General features: G+C 36.6%; 14 protein-coding genes. 2 read left to right on the top strand and 12 right to left on the bottom strand.

The window, feature by feature from the left end:
* Nucleotides 1–336: 336 nt before the first annotated feature.
* The 5 genes from N0O92_RS10610 to N0O92_RS10630 all read right to left on the bottom strand — a co-directional run bounded on the left by N0O92_RS10610 (nucleotide 337) and on the right by N0O92_RS10630 (nucleotide 7,212).
* The gene (locus N0O92_RS10610) at nucleotides 337–1,086 is read right to left on the bottom strand and encodes an SDR family NAD(P)-dependent oxidoreductase (protein ID WP_315614630.1); all 750 of its coding nucleotides are present in this window, start codon (nucleotides 1,084–1,086) and stop codon (nucleotides 337–339) included.
* A gap of 66 nt (nucleotides 1,087–1,152) precedes the next feature.
* Nucleotides 1,153–2,631, bottom strand: coding sequence for an alanine/glycine:cation symporter family protein (locus N0O92_RS10615; RefSeq protein ID WP_315614631.1), 1,479 nt, complete (start codon nucleotides 2,629–2,631; stop codon nucleotides 1,153–1,155).
* A gap of 174 nt (nucleotides 2,632–2,805) precedes the next feature.
* On the bottom strand, nucleotides 2,806–3,495 hold the full coding sequence (locus tag N0O92_RS10620) for an SDR family oxidoreductase (RefSeq protein ID WP_315614632.1): 690 nt from the start codon (nucleotides 3,493–3,495) through the stop codon (nucleotides 2,806–2,808).
* A 525-nt stretch (nucleotides 3,496–4,020) separates the two neighbouring features.
* Nucleotides 4,021–5,382, bottom strand: coding sequence for an aspartate aminotransferase family protein (locus N0O92_RS10625; RefSeq protein WP_315614633.1), 1,362 nt, complete (start codon nucleotides 5,380–5,382; stop codon nucleotides 4,021–4,023).
* Between the two features lie 198 nt (nucleotides 5,383–5,580).
* Nucleotides 5,581–7,212 carry a PucR family transcriptional regulator gene (locus tag N0O92_RS10630; RefSeq protein WP_315614634.1) on the bottom strand — a complete coding sequence of 544 codons (1,632 nt, stop codon included), beginning with the start codon at nucleotides 7,210–7,212 and terminating at the stop codon, nucleotides 5,581–5,583.
* Between the two features lie 432 nt (nucleotides 7,213–7,644).
* Between N0O92_RS10630 and N0O92_RS10635 the strand changes: the two genes are divergently transcribed.
* The gene (locus N0O92_RS10635; RefSeq protein WP_315614635.1) at nucleotides 7,645–8,553 is read left to right on the top strand and encodes a LysR family transcriptional regulator; all 909 of its coding nucleotides are present in this window, start codon (nucleotides 7,645–7,647) and stop codon (nucleotides 8,551–8,553) included.
* A gap of 192 nt (nucleotides 8,554–8,745) precedes the next feature.
* Nucleotides 8,746–9,390, top strand: coding sequence for a YczE/YyaS/YitT family protein (locus N0O92_RS10640; RefSeq protein ID WP_315614636.1), 645 nt, complete (start codon nucleotides 8,746–8,748; stop codon nucleotides 9,388–9,390).
* A 524-nt stretch (nucleotides 9,391–9,914) separates the two neighbouring features.
* Here the strand turns inward: N0O92_RS10640 and N0O92_RS10645 are convergent.
* From N0O92_RS10645 to N0O92_RS10675, 7 genes are all read right to left on the bottom strand, one after another.
* Nucleotides 9,915–10,268: a nucleotide excision repair endonuclease gene (locus N0O92_RS10645; RefSeq protein ID WP_315614637.1), complete on the bottom strand. Its 354-nt coding sequence runs from the start codon at nucleotides 10,266–10,268 to the stop codon at nucleotides 9,915–9,917.
* Nucleotides 10,269–10,642: 374 nt separating this feature from the next.
* Nucleotides 10,643–10,843, bottom strand: coding sequence for a cold-shock protein (locus N0O92_RS10650; protein WP_250098471.1), 201 nt, complete (start codon nucleotides 10,841–10,843; stop codon nucleotides 10,643–10,645).
* A gap of 412 nt (nucleotides 10,844–11,255) precedes the next feature.
* Complete coding sequence (locus tag N0O92_RS10655; RefSeq protein ID WP_315614638.1) at nucleotides 11,256–12,701, bottom strand: PTS transporter subunit EIIC; 1,446 nt, start codon at nucleotides 12,699–12,701, stop codon at nucleotides 11,256–11,258.
* Nucleotides 12,694–14,397 carry a glycoside hydrolase family 13 protein gene (locus tag N0O92_RS10660; protein ID WP_315614639.1) on the bottom strand — a complete coding sequence of 568 codons (1,704 nt, stop codon included), beginning with the start codon at nucleotides 14,395–14,397 and terminating at the stop codon, nucleotides 12,694–12,696. Before N0O92_RS10660 ends, N0O92_RS10655 begins: the two co-directional genes overlap by 8 nt.
* 365 nt (nucleotides 14,398–14,762) lie before the next feature.
* A complete protein-coding gene (locus tag N0O92_RS10665) occupies nucleotides 14,763–15,755 on the bottom strand; it encodes a LacI family DNA-binding transcriptional regulator (RefSeq protein ID WP_315614640.1) in 993 nt (330 codons plus the stop codon).
* 511 nt (nucleotides 15,756–16,266) lie between these two features.
* Nucleotides 16,267–16,917 carry a YdeI/OmpD-associated family protein gene (locus N0O92_RS10670; protein WP_315614771.1) on the bottom strand — a complete coding sequence of 217 codons (651 nt, stop codon included), beginning with the start codon at nucleotides 16,915–16,917 and terminating at the stop codon, nucleotides 16,267–16,269.
* A 428-nt stretch (nucleotides 16,918–17,345) separates the two neighbouring features.
* Entirely contained in the window at nucleotides 17,346–18,299 is a 954-nt protein-coding gene (locus N0O92_RS10675) for a CE1 family esterase (protein WP_315614772.1), read from the bottom strand.
* Nucleotides 18,300–18,713: the final 414 nt, after the last annotated feature.

Here is an 18,713-nt window from a genome sequence, read left to right on the forward strand (position 1 = left end):
CGATGGTGAGATGAAGTGGTCGGGAAACCAACTTTATCCTATCATGAAGTGAGGTTTTTTTTTACTACCACGCTATAAGCTCTTTTGAACCCCCGGCATAGCCAGGGGTTTTCTAAACCATTAAAAAGAACAGATCGTTCCAAAGAAACGTCTGTTCAATCAAAATCCTAATAATATAACTCGTAATATTTTCAATCTTTGAAAATATATACCATTATAAAGTTGACATTCTTCTTGTATACATTAGTTTAATTACATTGATGAATGATAACAAAACTAATTAATTTGCATTACAAGTGAATTAATAAGGCACCCGGAAAATCCTCGTTAAATAAATTATTTAACGGAAAACCCTCCATCTACGAATATATGAGACCCAGTTATAAAGGATGATTCATTTGATGCTAAAAAGACAGCTGGACCTACAATATCATCTGTTTCTCCAACTCGATTTAACATGGTTAGACCACTTTCTTTTTCCATTACTGCGTGATCTGAGAGTCTATTCATTGTTAGTTGGGTACGAATGGTTCCTGGAGCTATTGCATTTACGCGAATATTATAACCCCCAAGATCTAGTGCCATATGTCGAGTCATAGAAGCAACTGCCCCTTTGGAAGCACCATACTCTACTGTATTCGGTTCTGCAAGCACAGAAGTCGTCGAAGAGATATGAATAATCGATCCGCCACCGTTTTGGGACATAACACGTGCAGCTTCTTGACTACAAAGAAAGACACCCTTTGCATTCACCTGCATAACCCGATCATAATCTTCTTCTGTTAGTTCTAAAAATGGTTTTCTTATCGTAATTCCTGCATTTGCTACAAGAATGTCTAACTTTCCAAATCTTTGAATTGTCTCTTCAATACACCTTTTCACATCATCTAACTTTCCAACATTAATGTATGCAGCTAACCACATTTCATCTGATACACCTGATTCTAGAGCTATTTTTTCCGCTGACTCTTTATTGATATCTGCAAATACTACCTTTGCACCTTCTTTCAAATATCCTTGTGCAATCGCTGCCCCCATACCAGAACCAGCACCTGTTACTAACGCCACTTTATCACTAAGTCTCATTCCCTTCACTCCTCAAAACTATTTTTTAAAATTAATAATCTAAGCTACCTTTACTATTACTCTTCGTTAAAGAGCTTTGGAATTATCCTTCTCATCGACATTCTCTATTTTATATTCATTCTCCCAAAAATCAGCGTTCTTAATTCCAAGCTTTACTGGATCAAATACAGGATCTTTTCCTGCTCTTTTTTGTTCCTTATAATCGTTCAACACTTTCAATGCCGGCTTTGTCAGAAGAAGCAAAGCAACAATATTTAAGTACGCCATACTTCCTAATCCAATGTCACCGATAGTCCAAGCTGCACTTGCAGAAATGATAGTACCCGTAAATACAAAGAATAGAACTCCAAACTTCAGAAGATGTCCTGACCAGACTCCGTTACTCTTCCTATTTCGATTAATAAAGGCTAAGCTTGTTTCAGACTTATAGTAGTAAGAAATCATTGTTGTAAAACAAAAGAAAAGCAGAGCAATCGCCAAAAATGTATAACCGAAACCAGGAAGTACACTGTCTACAGCTAGCTGAATATTTACTACACCAGCTTCTACACCTGGAATGTTAGAAACGAGCGTTTCTTCCCCAGAAGGATGGACATTGAACATTCCGGTAGCTAGAATCATAAAGGCTGTTAACGAGCAAAGAACCCATGTATCAATAAATACCCCTAAAGACTGTACCAGTCCCTGCTTTGCCGGATGTGACACTTCAGCAGCTGCTCCTTCAAACGTTTCACCACCAGATCCAGCAGCATTTGAGAAGAACCCACGCTGAACTCCCCAAGCAATAGCAGAACCTAACATACCTCCTAACGTCGCTTCTACTCCTAAGGCACTTGATACTATTAATCTAAAAACATCTGGTATAACAGATATATTAGCGACTAAAACAATGATACTAACAACTATATAACCAATAGCCATTATAGGTACTGCAAATTCCGCTGTCTTTGCAATTCTTTTGATTCCTCCAATCAAGATCATAAACAAAATCAGTACCAAAAATAGTCCCGTAAATATAGGATTAATCCCAAAAGCTTCATTCATTGAAGCTGCAATAGTATTTGATTGAATATTCATTAATAAGAAACCATTTGCAACTATTGTTAAAATTGCATAGGCAATGGCAAATTTCTTTAATCCTAACCCCTTCTCAATGTAATACGAAGGCCCACCACGATATTCCCCATTTTGTTTACTTTTATACATTTGCGCAAGTGTTGTTTCAATAAAAGATGTTGCCGCACCTAAAAATGCCATGACCCACATCCAAAAAACCGCTCCAGGCCCTCCGAACGTGATAGCTGTTGCAACACCTGCAATATTTCCTGTTCCAACACGGCTACCTAATGATAACGATATTGCCTGAAACGATGAAACCCCACTTTTTGAACTTTTTCTCTGAAATGTTAATTTAACCATGTCTTTGATGTGTGTTACCTGAACAAACTTTGTTGCAATTGTAAAAAACAAACCTATTCCTAAAAAACAGTATACAAAGTATTGATTCCACACTAACCCACTAAGCCAACTAAAAAACTCCTGCATAAAATCCCCCCATCAACTCAATCGACAATAAAGTCACAAATTGAGTATTTTTTAAACTCCTCTTTTAAAAACTCGATTCATTTTTTTATACTCATGATTCTGTGTTGATTAAAAGTATTTTATTGAGTACTACCCTGCTTCCTATAGACCTTTGTCAGAGGAAGATCCCATTTACTAGTTGTGGTTGAGAATAGTTATGTCACTAACATTAAGGTGTTTGCGTGGCTTTAAATTTTCAATTATGATTTCAGCTACATCCTCTGGATCCATATAAAGATCCAGGTTTTTATTTTCAAGATCATTTCTCCATAAATTCGTTTTCATGTTTCCCATATACGCGGAAAAAATATTAATCTTTGAATCTTCCACTTCTAACGCAAGAGCATCTGAAAATCCACGAACACCAAATTTACTGGCACTATAGACACTTTCCGTTGGTTTAGCTACTTTTCCAGAACCCGATACAATATTAACAATTGTTCCTTTGTTCTTCTCTCTCATACCTGTTAAAACTTCTTGGGTACAGTATATTGTCCCCTTTAAGTTGATATCTATCATTTGATTAATTTCTTCTTCCGTTAACTCTTCAATACATTTAAAAACTCCGACACCTGCATTGTTCACTAAGCAATCAATCGAGTCTCTTTCTTCTTGTATTTTTCTAATAGTATTCCTAACACTTACTCTAGACGTTACATCCGCTTCAAAGATAGAGTAATCATTTTCTAGTTTAGAAGCAGTTTCCAAAAGTTTTTCCTGTGTTCTACCTATTAAACACACATGGCTCCCGAGTGATGAAAACTTCCTCGCCAAGGAAGCTCCTAGTCCACTTCCAGCTCCTGTAATTACAACTGTCTCCTTCATCACGACTTACCTCCTTCATCATAGTTGGACTCCTATCAAATATGAGTTTAATAGCATAATAACTTTAGACAATAGACTGAACTCCAAATGATACCGTTCTCATTTTTCAATTATTTCAAAATAAATCCCTTGATCTCAAACATGAGATCACATTAATTCGTAGCTCCATTTAGCAAGATGAAGTCTGAGGTAATCTTTCGAGAAATCGTAATATTTAGTTTCCTGAGTGTATACCTAACTTTCAATATTTGTTATTATTTTATAGAATCTACCTCCTTGTTCTTCATATAAATCGACTAAAATCTACATTTTCTCACCTATATGGTTCTCCCTCTTATCTATATAGTAGATTTATTTAAATGTACCGTGTTTTGATATTTGTCACAATAGACACATTGTTAAAGACGAGTCGTTTATGTTCTTACATCTTTTTTGTAAGCGCTTTAGTAATATTGTTAAAATAAAGCATCAAGGATGTAACCTTATCGCTTTATTTTAACAATTACACAGTTCACGAGATAAAGGTTAATCTAACTCCAAGATGCATTCTTTCAACGTTTTCACAATAAACGCAAAGTCTTCCTCTGTAATACTTAACGGCGGTGAAAGTTGTAAAATATTGTTATAGCCTGCAACCGTATCGCCATTTTTTCCTATAATTAATCCTCTATTTTTACACGCACCTATGACTTGGTTTAGCTTTTCCACTGCAGCAGGTTCTTTCGTTTCCTTGTCTTCTACTAGCTCAATTCCTACTAAAAGACCTTTTCCGCGGATATCCCCTACGTTTGGATGTTTTTTTAGTTCATCAAGTTCAAGCAATAGACGTTCCCCTAACTCTTTCGAGCGTTCAATCAGTTTTTCATTTTCCATAATTTCTAGATTTTTAAGTGCCAATGCGCAAGCCGCAGGATTTCCACCAAATGTGTTAACATGACGGAAACGATCATAATCTTCACTACCAACATAAGCCTCATAAATCTCTCGTTTCACGGCCGTCGCTGATAAAGGAAGGTACGCACTTGTGATTCCTTTTGCCATCGTAATAATATCTGGTTTCACGTCATAGTTCATGAAGCCAAATGGTTTGCCCGTCCGGCCAAATCCGCAGATCACTTCATCACAAATAAGCAAGGCACCATGATTCTCACAAATTTCTTTTACTTTTTTCATGTAACCATCAGGTGGCATTATAATCCCGCCTCCAGTAATGATCGGTTCCATAATGACACCCGCTACCGTTTGGCTTAACTCCCATGTCATCACACGATCAATTTCATTGGCACTTTCAAGCGTATGAACATCATCTGGATTTCGATACGTATCAGGTGGAGCAACATGCAAAAAACCTTGTCCTAATGGCTCATATTTGTATTTACGTTGCGCTTGGCCGGTTGCTGCCAATGCCCCCATTGAGTTGCCATGATAAGCCCGGTAGCGCGAAATGAACTTATAACGATCACGGTCTCCTTTTTGATGATGATACTGACGGGCAATTTTAAACGCTGTTTCGTTTGCTTCTGATCCACTGTTTGAGAAGAAAATGACATACTCCTCACCGAGCCATTCATTCAACTTTTCTGCTAATTTAATCGCCGGAACGTGACTATTCGTGAGCGGAAAATACGGCATTTCTTCCAGTTGTTCAAACGCAGCTTGAGCGAGCTCTTTTCGTCCATAACCAACATTAACACACCACAGACCAGACATCCCGTCTAAATAACGATTGCCATTAATATCGGTCACCCACGCACCTTCTGCTTTCGTAATAATAAGATTAGCAGGGTTAGGACCCGCTCCTTTCATCGCATGCCAAAGGTACTTTTCATCTGTTTTCTGCAAATTTTGTGTTTGTTCATTCAGTAGGGCCGTTTGTGATAATTCCATTGAGAACCTCCTGTAAAATAGAATTAAATCTTTAACCCAATTATATTTGTCCTCTACCACCCTATCACTAGACACTGTGTCAAATTTTCAGCATACGTTTTCTACCTTTTTTAAACATCACTTCTAAACGAGTTTACAAGTTGTCATAAAAAAAGAAACCCTACTAAAATCTTAGGGTTTCATCACGATTTAGGAGTTTTAAGACGTTTTAGAAATTGAAAAATAGGAAGCATCAAAAATTTGCTTTGAAGCGACAGCATATTCATATGCGGAGATGGATACTTCAATTGCTTGTCGTTTATACGGTTCCATAAAATCATTTCCAATTAACTCATACAATTTATCCAAACGATGATAAAGCGTTTGTCGAACAATAAACAGATGTTCAGCCGTTTCTTTTTTGGCACCTTTGCATCTTAAATACATTTTTAACGTCTGTAATAACTCTCCATTGTTCTGTTGATCATGCTCTAAGACCGGTCCAATGTAATCATAAATGAATTCACGAAGGATGCCTTGTTCATTTGCAGCGAGTACAATTCGAAAGATATATAAATCTTCATAAAAATATTTACGTATTTCATTTGGCATTTTTTCTTTGATACTTAACGTTTCCTTTGCTGTACGGTAACTATTTCGTACATGATCTAATTGGTCGACGAACTGTCCAACACTTATCTCCATCTTAGTCAGGTTCTGCTTTTTAATAAAATCGGACTTTTTGATGCAATCGATACAATCTTGCACTCTACGTTTAAAGTCGTGTTTTTTTCGTTTATTTACTAGTATCATAGCCATTTGATTTTTTTGGATTGAGGAGCACAAAAAGATGCCTCTTTGCTCAAAAATAGAACTAAGAAATACTTTCAAGTACGTAATTTCTGAGTTGATTTTATCCAAGTTACTAGCTTTACAAAGTAGCACCGCACATCCGTTAGGTTTGAGATCAGGTTCAAGTTCGAACAAATGTGTTTGGATTTGTTCCTTGCTATGATCCCCTTCAAGCCAGTGACTTACCCATTCCGCTTCCTTTGCCTTCTTTTGTTCTTCAATATATAACTCACGTAAAAGAGCTTGAGCCAAAGCAATAGCACTTCTATCTAATATAAGAGATTCAAATTCAGTGATTGCTTCTGTTTCTGAAATGATAAACAAGTCTGCAAACGTTTGATTAAGAGCTTGAACGGGTTGGTGTGCCACATTCATATTTTTAGGGATATTATTTGTTTTGATTAGGTCAAACAGTTTATCTTGGTCGGATACATTCGTCTTAGGAATAACGGTAACCTCTCCTTGATTAGAAATATAAAATATTCGCATTCCTAAGTATTCATATAAAAGCTCTAAAATTCTTGGTTTCGGATTGGATGAAAGAAGCAATTGATTCAGCCGATTTGAGAAATCTTCTAAATCAGAAAGAAGTTGATAATGTTTCTTTACTAGTAAGCTGTGAATTTCTTGTGTGATATCGATAAAGCGTACTTCTTTCGCAAAGGTGATCAGTGGAAAATCACAGTTGTTGGCTAAATCGATAATTTCTTGAGGAACCTCTTGGACATATGGACCTAATTCAATACATAAACCAGCTGCATTCGAATCAATAAACTTTTGAACTAATAACGCAAATGTAGTTGGATCTCCTTTCCATCCAACTCCTGTTGAAAGGATCAGTTCGTTGCCATTTAACAAATTATCAATTGATGTGACTTCTAAAACATGAACCCATCGAACCGGATGAGAGAGCCCTCCCTTTCCAGCAATTACATTCGCATCGCTAAAATGTTTACTCTTTAAAATCTCATCAATTGATAATTTGCTTTCAAAGTTCATACATACATTCCCCCTACGGTCATTTACGATTTATTTCCCTTTTACTATTTTTCGTTCTTGAATGGAGATGGTTCACCTAATCGACATTCTCCTTATGTCGGTTATTATATCTACAAACCTATATTACTCTACGATTTTTGTAAGGTTTTCTTCCGTCTTTATTTTTTCTTCGTGAAGATAGAAGGAGTAAAAATCAGATAAACCCCACTAGATCAACTGTTAATTCTCAACTAACTTTAATCAAAGAAAATATAATTTCCGCTTCCTCTTATCTGAGTCACTATTGACAGTAAACGCTTTCAATTATATTTATATAATATATATTTTTGATTTTCGCTACTTCTATTACAATAAATTTTAATAAATTCATTAAATTCAGTATACTTCATCCTACTATTTTTAGTAAAATTAATTATTATGATGCAAAGCATAATGAAAACTTATGAATGGAGAATGATGATGACTCTTGCTCGCTATGAAGTTTTTTACACAGTCGTTGAATCTGGAAGTCTGACTAAGGCTGGTCAAATATTAAATTTAACTCAATCAGGGATCAGTCAAGCCATTACGAGCTTGGAAACGGAATTAGGGTTTTCATTACTTACCCGAGGGAGAGGCGGTATCCAACTCACGAGCAATGGAGAACGGATGCTTTCGTATGTTCGTGATATATTGTTTTTATATGAAGGAATGAAACAAGAAGCCGCAGCCATTAACGGAATTGAAATGGGGGTTGTAAGAATAGGAACATTCACTAGTGTCGCTTCACAATGGCTTCCCGACATCATAAAACTGTTTGAAGAAGATCATCCGGGGATTGAATTACAATTATATGAAGGAGACTATGCTTCCATTGAACAATGGATTTCTACAGGAGAGGTAGATTGTGGGTTTCTAACGTTACCAACACCTAAATCACTAGAGTTTACCCCACTAAAAAAAGATCGAATGCTTTGTATTTTGTCCGATCAACATCCACTCCAGAATAAAGACAACATATCATTTAAGGAAATAGAAAATGAACGTTTAATTATCCCTAAATTAGGCTGGGACCATGAGGTTAGAGAGATATTTAAAGAAAACAATATTAATCCCCAAATTAAATTTGAAGTTTCCGAAGACGAAATAATCATTGCCATGGTGAAAAATAATTTAGGTATAAGCATAAGACCTGAGATGACGTTATCTTCTCTTCCTAGTTGTATGCGTATTCTCAACTTAGAAAAAGAATCTTTTCGCTACATTGGAATTGCGACAAAACCTAATACGTCTCCTGCCACTAGAAAGTTTGTTGATTGTGTTTACTCTTGGTTAAAATCAAATCATTTGCTTGATTCCTAGCATTACATACTTTTTTCATTTTATTGTACATTCTCTACATTTAGCCAAAAATTAGGTGCAGAAAATATCTCGAAATGTATGACACTCTGTCTAATGATTACTTTGTAGTGTTTTCCTATCATTGGTAATGGTACAGAATTGAAAACAGAGATAGTTGATAAGACTATCTCCCGTGAAAAATGGGAGGTTATAATGAGAAGTCTACCTGTAAGCTTATTATGGTATGTCTGTTCAATTACGTTAAATGCTCTAGGAAATAGCTTTATGATAATAGCTAGCTTAGGAAGTGCGCCCTGGGCAGCTGCAGGGGAAAATCTTTCGTCTATACTTCCGTTTTCCATCGGTGTCTGCATTGTTATTTTGAATGTTTGTTCATTTCTACTTAGCTATCTCATGAAAATCCCTTTTACCGTAGCGATGATAGCTAAAAGTATGGCTCTTACCTTCGTTTTTGGATTGTTTATTGATCTATTTGTCTACTTACATCACATGATGTATCTACCTGAAAATATATGGATTCGTTTTTTCTATTTAGTATTAGGGCTCAACCTTATGGCAGTTGCTATCAGCATTTATTTTCAATCAAGCTCCGTATATCTGCCGTCTGACTATTTGTTGAAGGCGTTTGGTAAACGATTTAACAACTATACATTAGGAACCATCCTTTGTACGTCCATACCATTATCCATTAGTGTGATTATTATGCTCTTTCAACAGCACATAACTGGTCTTGGTATAGGCACGATTTTGTTTATGTTTGGAATCGGTTTTTTTATTGATCGGTATAATCGTGTAATTGTGATTCACACGGTACTAAGGCAAAATATGTCTGGATAGTAGTCGTTTGAGGTGTGCAGGCAACGTAACAACCTGAACAGCGCGAGGGGCATGACGTTGTGCGATTACTGCGAGTGGACACCCCAATAAAACACTGTTTGTCACAGATAGCGGAACTTGAGTCCACTTGAGATAAAAACAAGAGGATCTTCCGGGAGCTGAATATTTGAAGGAAACTGCGCTTCTATTGGCTCTATGAAAGACCGTTCCCTTGCTTTTCTAACGATGCAGCAATTAATAAAGAAATATCTTCTTCACAGGAAATACCCCATTAAGCACAAGGGTTATTATACTATATTAAAAATAAATGCAAAAAATATAGATTTCTTCAGTAGGGAATCCATGTCTGACATGCTCGCTTCCCCTAGCCATATTCCTAGCTTTTTCTCCTTGCTCCCAGATTCGTGAACCAAGTTTCACTCCCACTTTGTTGGTACTCGCTAAATATGGATTTAAAAGTAAAAAGGCAATAAATACAGCCTAACTAGACCGTACCTATTGCTTTTCATTATTCAGATTTCACTTTAAGAAAACACTTTGTCTACATTGTACTTCGCCTTGAGTTCATTAATTATAAACGTCTCATAGATTTCTCTATGTACAGGGCTTTCGACCACACAAACATCAATTTTAGTCACTTCATTTCTATGATCTTTGATTGGCGATACTGTATCCTCAAAATGTTTTTTGATTCTTTGTCTTAACTTCCTTGCTTTACCGACGAACAATAATTCCTTATTGCCATTATAAAACATAAAAATACCACCCTTATCTCTAGGGATCAGATGGAAATCAGTAAATCCATAAATATTACTTAGCTCTGGATTATCTTGTTTGGTAATCGTAACATTTGGTGTTGGAATCGTTATGTTTATCACGAGAGTTCACTTCCTCTTTAAATATTGCTAGTGCTTTTATGCTTAGATTATGCCACCCAACAATCACTTTAAATTAAGATATCGTCATTGTAACCATTTTTAGAGAGAGCTATCCAAATAAAATGCGATAAAATTAGGTATTCTAAGCATTGTGTGTTATGCTTCATCTAACCATTTTACCACTTGTATCATGTTGCCCCGAGGCTGACTAATAGTAAAATGCCACATCCTACAAACTCGAGAATATAGACTTTTACCATATGGTTTATAGATCGGATTTTAAAAGGGAGAAGGCATTCATTAGTCAGCCTTTTTTGTATTGTGTGTTTGCAAAAAGAAAAAAGGACTCTAATCTAGAGTCCTTTTTTGCTTAATTATGCTTTGTTTACATTAACAGCTTGAGGTCCACGTTGACCTTGCTCTGTGTCAAATGTAACTTTTTGACCTTCATCTAAAGATTTAAATCCTTCGCCTTGGATAGCTGAGAAATGTACGAATACATCATCTCCACCTTCAACTTCGATGAAACCGAATCCTTTTTCTGCGTTAAACCATTTTACTGTACCTTCTTGCATGTGCGTTTCCTCCTGCGGTGGATTACGTCCACCATTTGTTACTATTGATGTTCAGTTATCAAAGGCGAAAAGTTTAAACCACTTATTCGTTCCTACAGATCGAACAAAAATAATTCTTCCTTAGAGTAACAGATAGGATCCAAAAAGGCAAACTGTGTTTCATTTGGAATAGGTGCCAAAACTCTTAAATACCCTTAACACTATGCCACTCTACATACATTCGGTAAAAATTTTTATCAGATATTGGAATTTTTCTCGGCCTCGTTCCATACAGAACTCACTTCTTAGTTGTACATACTCTTTTTTTAAAATAGGATACACCCCTACCTCCCCCTCACTTTTCAAACTAAAAAAGGTGGAGAACTCCTCTTGATTAAGAAAAGTTCTCCACCTTGAGATCAACCTCAAACCATCAACTCACATTCCTTACATCTGCCTCTTCATCTGCAACCATTACTTCTTTTGGTACAGCAAATAAATACGTAATGAAAAATGCAGCAATAAAAGTGATAACGGAAACAACTAGGTAAGCAAGAAGCTGACTCCAATCATAAATGTACATTAAAGGAGAAAGAACGACCGCTAATCCATATGAGTTTGCCTGTACATTCAATAAGGAAAGGACGGCACCCCCAGCAGCGGAACAAGCAATCATCACATAAAGCGGTTTCGTACTGTACCTCATTACGACCCCAAACAGTGCAGGTTCACTAACACCAAGTAATTGAGTTGCCGTTGCACTCGCTCCCGTTACCTTTACCGTACTCTTTTTCGCTTTCACTGTAATTCCTAAACAAGTACCAGCATTAGCAAATCCGTACATCGCACATAAGGTAATTAAAGGATTGAAACCCGTGTTTGCAAGCATCGTTGTTTCAATCATAATAAATAAATGATGCATTCCGGTCATAACAGCTAACGGGTAAATAAAGCCAATCAGTAAGCCGCCAATACCTAGAGGAATATCGATCAGTTGCGTGACAATTGTTACTAATCCCGCTTCTACAAAATGCAATAGTGGACCTAAAATAAGCAATCCAGTAATCATCATTGATAGTAAAACGAAGAACGGGGTAAAAATTAAGTCTAACGCATTCGGCATGACAGCCCGTAATTTCCTCTCCAATTTTGCCCCAAGAAATCCAACAACAAGTGCAGTTAACACACTTCCTTGATACCCGACAATCGGGATGAAACCAAACGCAATAATAGGGTCAACCCCGCTATTAATGTCTGCTACTGCATATGCATTCGGCAAAGCAGGAGAAACAAGCATGAGTCCAAGTACAAATCCAATGATCGGCATCCCGCCAAATTTCCTAAAGGCCGACCAACAAATCAGCGCTGGCAAAAACGCAAAGGCTGTATCTGTCAAAACAGATGTTAGCGTTAAAAGGTATTCAGGAATGTCATCAATACTCTTTCCTATTAAACCTAAGAACGCATCACTGGTCAAAACACCCCTTAACCCAAGGAATAAACCTGTTGCGGCAATAATGGGGATAATCGGAATGAAAATATCAGCTAACGTACGAACAGCCCTTCTGATCCCTTTTTCCTTATTCTGAGATGAGGAGTCCTCTTTTGCTTGGTCCTCCACCTCATCAGGCCGCCCCCCTCTTAAAGCTAAATAAACTTTATTGACCGTACCCGTACCTAAAATCACTTGATATTGACCGGCATTATAAAATACGCCTTTTACCTCATCAATATTTTCAATAGCCTCATCATCAATTTTTGTTCGATCTTTAACGGAGAATCGCAATCTTGTTGCACAATGGACATACGATTCGATATTATCTTCACCGATGACTTCAATCAGTTCTTTTCCTATACGCCCATATTTATTTTCACTCATGAGAACCCGCTTCTTTCTTTTGAAGTATTAATGCTTGGTATGGTTGTAACGAGCGCGCTTGCTCAGAAATAATCTCTTTCTCTTCTTTATAATTGTCCAGTAGAACCTGATACTCTGAATGCTCTAATGTAACGCTTTCAATCTCAGCTGAAAAATTGAAATAGCAAACAATTTCTTCAGCACCTAACTTACGTTTATAGGCAACAATCGCAGGGTGTTCTTCTAAAATAGGTTCAATCTCTCCATATATGAAACAATAACTCGCTACGCTCGACTGCCTAACCTGAATCATCTCTCTATAAAAATTCAATACCGAATTTGGATCATTCTGTTGTTGTTCTACATTAATAGTTTGGTAATTCTCGTTCATTCCTAACCACGGCTTCCCTTTTGTAAAACCACCATTTTCCTCATTACTCCAGTGAAATGGAGTTCTTGAGTTGTCACGGCTTCGTAAATTAATAAAGTGGAGTGCTTCCTCTTCACTAAAACCTTCTTTTATCGAACGATAATATTGATCAATGCTTGAGATATCATCAAATTCTTCAATACTTTTACGTTCAAAGTTCGTCATCCCGATCTCTTGACCTTGATAGATAAACGGCGTCCCGCGAAGATAGAAAAACATCGCACCCAGCATAGATGCTGAATAAAAGTTTCGGTTCTCCTCTTCTTTTATATACTTACTGATTGATCTGTTCTGATCATGGTTCTCTAAAAAGTTTGCTCCCCAACCGGCTTTCTGGATTTCCTTTTGACTCGTAAAAATGAGTTCCTTTAAACCTAGTACATCCCAATCAATTCTTCTAAACCACTCACTTCCAGAAGCAACATCAAGATCTGCATATCTAAAATCAAAAATCATGGAAAAGTAGCCATTGTCGCCAATGAAATCCCCGTACTGCTCATAAGGTACCCCAGGAGCTTCTCCAATCGTTACACAATTGTATTTGGAGAACGTCTCGTCATTTAATTCGTGTAAAAACTCTTCAATACCCGGCTGATTACGAGCCTTCTTGGTACATTTTACAAGTCCATCGACCCCATCAGCAGGAAGATTATCATAGTTTTGATCTTTTTTAATAAACGTTATAGCATCTACCCTAAATCCAGCAATGCCTTTATCAAGCCAGTAATTCACCATTTTATATAGTTCTTCTCTGACTTCTTTGTTTTCCCAATTTAAATCAGGCTGTTTCACATCAAATGAATGGAGATAGTACTCATCTGTTCCTTGCAAAGGCTCCCATACACTTCCACCAAAAACAGAGCGCCAGTTAGTAGGCGGTTGACCATTTTCTCCTGTTTTTAAAATGTAAAAGTCCCTATACTTACTCGTCTTTGGATTTTCCAATAAATCTTGGAACCACGGGTGTTCGTCTGACGTATGATTGATCACTAGATCAAGGACCACTTTAATTCCTTTCTCTTTTGCTTTATCGATTAACTCATCTAAATCTCTCATCTCACCAAACTCCGGGTTTAATTGATAATAATCCGAGATATCGTATCCATTATCGGCCATAGGTGATTTGTAAATCGGACATATCCAAACCATCGTAATACCTAGAGACTGTAAATAATCTAGCTTTTGCGTAATCCCTTTAATATCTCCGATTCCATCATTGTTAGAATCATAAAAACTCTTAGGGTAAATTTGATAGATTACTTCTTTCTGCCACCATTTCTTTTCCATGATATATCCTCCCATTGACTGTGCTTAGATGTGGTATCGATTCCATATAACTACAAAATAAAAAATAGAGATAATAACCACTAATTAAGATTTTACAATTATTTTTCTCTCTTCTCTAATTCGAATATATGTGGTATCGGTTCCACAGTGATCCGAAAAAAATCAATTGCTATTGTTTATGCTATTTCATTTTGTTTTGTGGAACCGATTTCTGTTTTTATTATACTTTTAGTTTTTGTTTTGTGTCAACGCTTTCTATTAAAATTATTCTAGTGAAAATTCATCCATACATGAAAACTTATAAAAAAATACAAAATGAAACAATGAGAAACGTTTCACTTTGTACTCTCTCGTGTTAAAACAGATTAAGTCGATTGCCTTACAACTAATTCTATTGGCAGCTCATAATTTTTTACTTCCACTTCTTCTTTCTCCAGCATTTCAATCATGACTTCAATGGCTTTTTCCCCCATCTGATCAACAGGTTGGCGAATTGTCGTTAATTTAGGATCCAGTATTTCTGCAATCGGTTGATCATCGAATCCAATAACAGCAAGATCGTTCGGGATAGTTAGGCCTTGCTCTTTAGCTTCAATGATGATTCCACCTGCCACTTCATCACTCCCAGTAAAAATAGCCGTTGGGCGGTCATTCATCTCTAACAATTGTCTTAGTACGTACTTACCGTCTTCAATCGTATGTTGATCAACGAAAATCCATTTAGGATTAATCTTAATCCCTGCTTCACTTAGCGCTTTTTGGAACCCCTGATTGCGATCTTTCCCTTTACCCTGCTCATCAAACAATCCACCTGTACAGTAGGCAATTTTGCGATGTCCGCGTTCAATCAAATGGTTCGCGCCAATTTGCGCACCTTTTGATTGATCCAAACGAATCATAGGAGCAATCTCTTGATTCACATAATCATTACATAACATGATTGGACCATATTCAATATATGACTCAATAACATCCCAATCATTTTCAGTCGAAGTCATAATAATTCCGTCAACTTGCTTGGTTTTTAATAAATTTAAAAAAGCTAATTCCTTTTCTCTATCTTCATAACTTTGACCAATCAGCACTTGATACCCCTTTTGGGACGCAGCTTGTTCAATCGAATTGATTAAATGCGCAAAAAACGGGTTTACAATCCTCGGTACAATCACACCAATGGTTGTCGTTAACTGCCCTCTTAGCCTTCTTGCAGAAGGGTTTGGTATGTAACCAAGATCCTTCATCGCCTTTAGTACTTGCTCTCTCTTTTTGTCCGAAACGTACGGATGATTATTGATCACACGCGAAACCGTCGTTTTGGACAATCCTGATAATTTTGCAACGTCTGATATCGTAGCCACTTTGTCGATCACTCCACTTTTTAAAAACCTGAAATCATTTTCATATCATTATTTTACTTTAGTATGGAAAGAGATTGCAATGAATAGTGGCTGGTTTAGACTTCTTAGGGCTTTTAAGAGATTTGGGAGTTTCTTATGCTCTTCTCACAATTAGCGAAACTAATGAAGAAGAAGGTCTGTTCCCTTGTACCTATCCCCATCTCTAGAACTGCTACCTCTTAAGGAAACAGTCTTACTTAGTAAGGTATGAAAAAAATAGGTTGGTGGTTGTAACTGTGTTGGAGTGTTCCTCATCCTGTTCAAGAAATGATGAGGATGTGCTTGATAATTGGAAACGCATGCTCTTTATGACATTCAATACATATCGTAAGGAGAAGAAAAACGTTTTAAGCGAGAAATGTTTCAGTCGGCCAATTGGGGTTATATACAATGGGAGCTGACGTTTTTTATGCTGTTTTCTTAACTTGAAGTAATGCTCCCTTTAGTTGAAAACTATTTCATCTTTAGTCAATTACTTTTTTCGACGATACAAATCAATCGATTTATATCCTTGTGATAAGATATCAATCATTTGTACTCGGCGTTTATCACGAGTCTTCTGTTGCTTAGCAGAGAAAATATAGCGAGCCCAATCCCTTTTGTAACCTGGTGTTAGTCCCTGATAAAACTTTAGTTCATTTGGATGATCTTTTAATACCCTTTCTATATCTTTAACATTTTCCTCGTAATCAGCTACACATTGACTAGTAGCTGATGACTTTTCAGCTTTCTTCTTTTCACGTTTTAACCCAACGACAGTAAATACATCATCCATACTTACCATTCGTGAAAATTTCAAATCGCTATTTTTCACATATCCATCACCTTCTCCTACTTTCATGGTTGGAAAAATTTCATCTCTGTGAATAAACGTATCATATCGCTTATTCCCTTTTTTCGGATAGGCAAAAAACAAGTATCCTTTTTCTAGTAATTGTTCCTCAATAATCACTTTTTGAGTTTGATTCACCATTTCTTCCATCGTTTCAACAAAAATGAAGATAGCATCATGGTCTCCTGTTAATTCCGTCATATATCCTTTAAACAATTCATAATCACTAGGTTGATTAAGCACGGCCATTTTTTGATATTTACTCAGATTTAATTTGTCAATAATCGTCATAACTTTTCCTTTCATGTACCTTCCATCAAAAGTTGTTGTAATTATACATCATAGTTTCTGTCAATTAAAATGAAGATCTTTTTGCTGGAGATTACTGGTGTATCCAAAGTAACAGCTGGTCTATTGATTCTGCTACTAATTTTTGAGCAATGGTTATCTAATGATGAGTTTTTTGTCACAAAATCTGAAATTTAAAGGGCATAATAAACTCTATCTTCAATAAAAAAAGAACTTCGAATATGAAAAACATAGGGAGATTTTAATCTTCCTATGTTTTCAACAGAGTAAAAACTTAATTGCTTTAGCTCTTGTCTAAGGATAAGAAAAACCTCCTCATGGTTGGTGTTTGATCACACTTATAATACCATTTCGGAGGTTTTTTCTGTTTTAATCCGAACCTCGTAATGTGAGGCTGGCGAAACATCCAACTATTGAAGTAGGTCTGTGTTTAAAGTATATTGACTTAGATATTCCCAAACGATCTGACGGTTAATGTCAGCATTGTTAGGCTCATTGGGATCAAGTCCAGCAACTGCATATTGAATAATATCGGCATGATCACCAGTGTATGAGTATCTAGTTACGCTATCAGATACGATTTCTCCATCTACTCGGCCATCGTGATCAATGTCAAGTTTATCAGCCCACCAAGGACCTACATCTAAGAAGTGATGGAAAACAGGTTCACCAAAATTCGCACCAAAGTTGTCAGTCCCGCCTCGAAATGGAATAACATTATCTGCTTCTCCCATTACGTGAATGATTGAAATTGGTGTTGTTGGTGACTCATCATTAATTTCATATCCTAAGGTCATAGTAGCTCCAAGCGGTGCAACTGCAGCAAGTCTATCTGACAAGTTCACAGCAAGGTTGAATGATAACATACCACCACTAGAGAAACCAGTAGCATATACGCGATCAAGATCAAGTGAGTATAGTTCATCAAAATAATCAATCATTGCTGAAACAAAACCAACATCGTCCACTTGATCTCTGTAAATATACTGAAGAGCGATAGAATAACCAGGATCCCATTGAGTACCTGCAACAGGTAACGGATTACCGAAGAAACCTGGAAGATAACCTGAATTCGGGTCATTTGTTGGCAATACGGTTGAACTTGGGAATACGGCAATAAAGCCTTCTTCTTCAGCTATATCGCGCCAAGCTCCTTGTACAGTACCGCTTCCACCCATACCATGGAAGTAAAACAGTAATGGAACATCGCTTTGACCATCATAACTGGATGGTACATAGTATCGGAAATTTCGGTCGTATTCAGCATGACTGAATCCGTCACTTAATACAATAGCACCTGTTTTTTGAACAGTGAACTGTAAATCTAGAGTCTCAACTCGGTCATCAATTGTTACTGTAAGCACTTCCAAGTTAGCAGTTCCATTTAAATTAAGACTGCTATCTACAGCAGATTGATCCCCATTGATTACACTTTGAACAACATTCTCAAAACCTCAACATTCATATATTATGACCGAAGGAGGTTTCACAAATATTAGAACAGATCATTATGTAAACTAGAATCATTTGAATTACACCCACAAAAAAACTGCATGGAGCAAAGGGCTCATCGTGTGAAATGTTTACACATCTATTTAGGAACTCTTAGAAATTTCGTCATTCGTTTTCTTTTTTCATTGAATAACCGCCCATCATAATTCTTGTAAAATATTAACTCTTATTTCAATCTTCTAAATCCAATAATATAAGCCCTTTCATAAGTGAAAGGAACGAGAGCTTAAGTAAATTAGCACTCGTTCCTTTTGAGGTTAATAGTT

This window comes from Alkalihalobacillus sp. MEB130 (assembly GCF_032335535.1).
In the GTDB taxonomy this organism is placed as follows: Bacteria; Bacillota; Bacilli; order Bacillales; family Bacillaceae_D; genus Halalkalibacter.

What these genes read in the sequence shown, in the direction of transcription:
- N0O92_RS10630 (WP_315614634.1), bottom strand. Translation starts at nt 7,212, where the DNA reads ATGAACTTTGAAAGCAAATTATCAATTGATGAGATTTTAAAGAGTAAA.
- N0O92_RS10670 (WP_315614771.1), bottom strand. Translation starts at nt 16,917, where the DNA reads ATGACGATTATTGACAAATTAAATCTGAGTAAATATCAAAAAATGGCC.
- N0O92_RS10650 (WP_250098471.1), bottom strand. Translation starts at nt 10,843, where the DNA reads ATGCAAGAAGGTACAGTAAAATGGTTTAACGCAGAAAAAGGATTCGGT.
- N0O92_RS10620 (WP_315614632.1), bottom strand. Translation starts at nt 3,495, where the DNA reads ATGAAGGAGACAGTTGTAATTACAGGAGCTGGAAGTGGACTAGGAGCT.
- N0O92_RS10610 (WP_315614630.1), bottom strand. Translation starts at nt 1,086, where the DNA reads ATGAGACTTAGTGATAAAGTGGCGTTAGTAACAGGTGCTGGTTCTGGT.
- N0O92_RS10625 (WP_315614633.1), bottom strand. Translation starts at nt 5,382, where the DNA reads ATGGAATTATCACAAACGGCCCTACTGAATGAACAAACACAAAATTTG.
- N0O92_RS10640 (WP_315614636.1), top strand. Translation starts at nt 8,746, where the DNA reads ATGAGAAGTCTACCTGTAAGCTTATTATGGTATGTCTGTTCAATTACG.
- N0O92_RS10660 (WP_315614639.1), bottom strand. Translation starts at nt 14,397, where the DNA reads ATGGAAAAGAAATGGTGGCAGAAAGAAGTAATCTATCAAATTTACCCT.
- N0O92_RS10615 (WP_315614631.1), bottom strand. Translation starts at nt 2,631, where the DNA reads ATGCAGGAGTTTTTTAGTTGGCTTAGTGGGTTAGTGTGGAATCAATAC.
- N0O92_RS10655 (WP_315614638.1), bottom strand. Translation starts at nt 12,701, where the DNA reads ATGAGTGAAAATAAATATGGGCGTATAGGAAAAGAACTGATTGAAGTC.
- N0O92_RS10635 (WP_315614635.1), top strand. Translation starts at nt 7,645, where the DNA reads ATGAAAACTTATGAATGGAGAATGATGATGACTCTTGCTCGCTATGAA.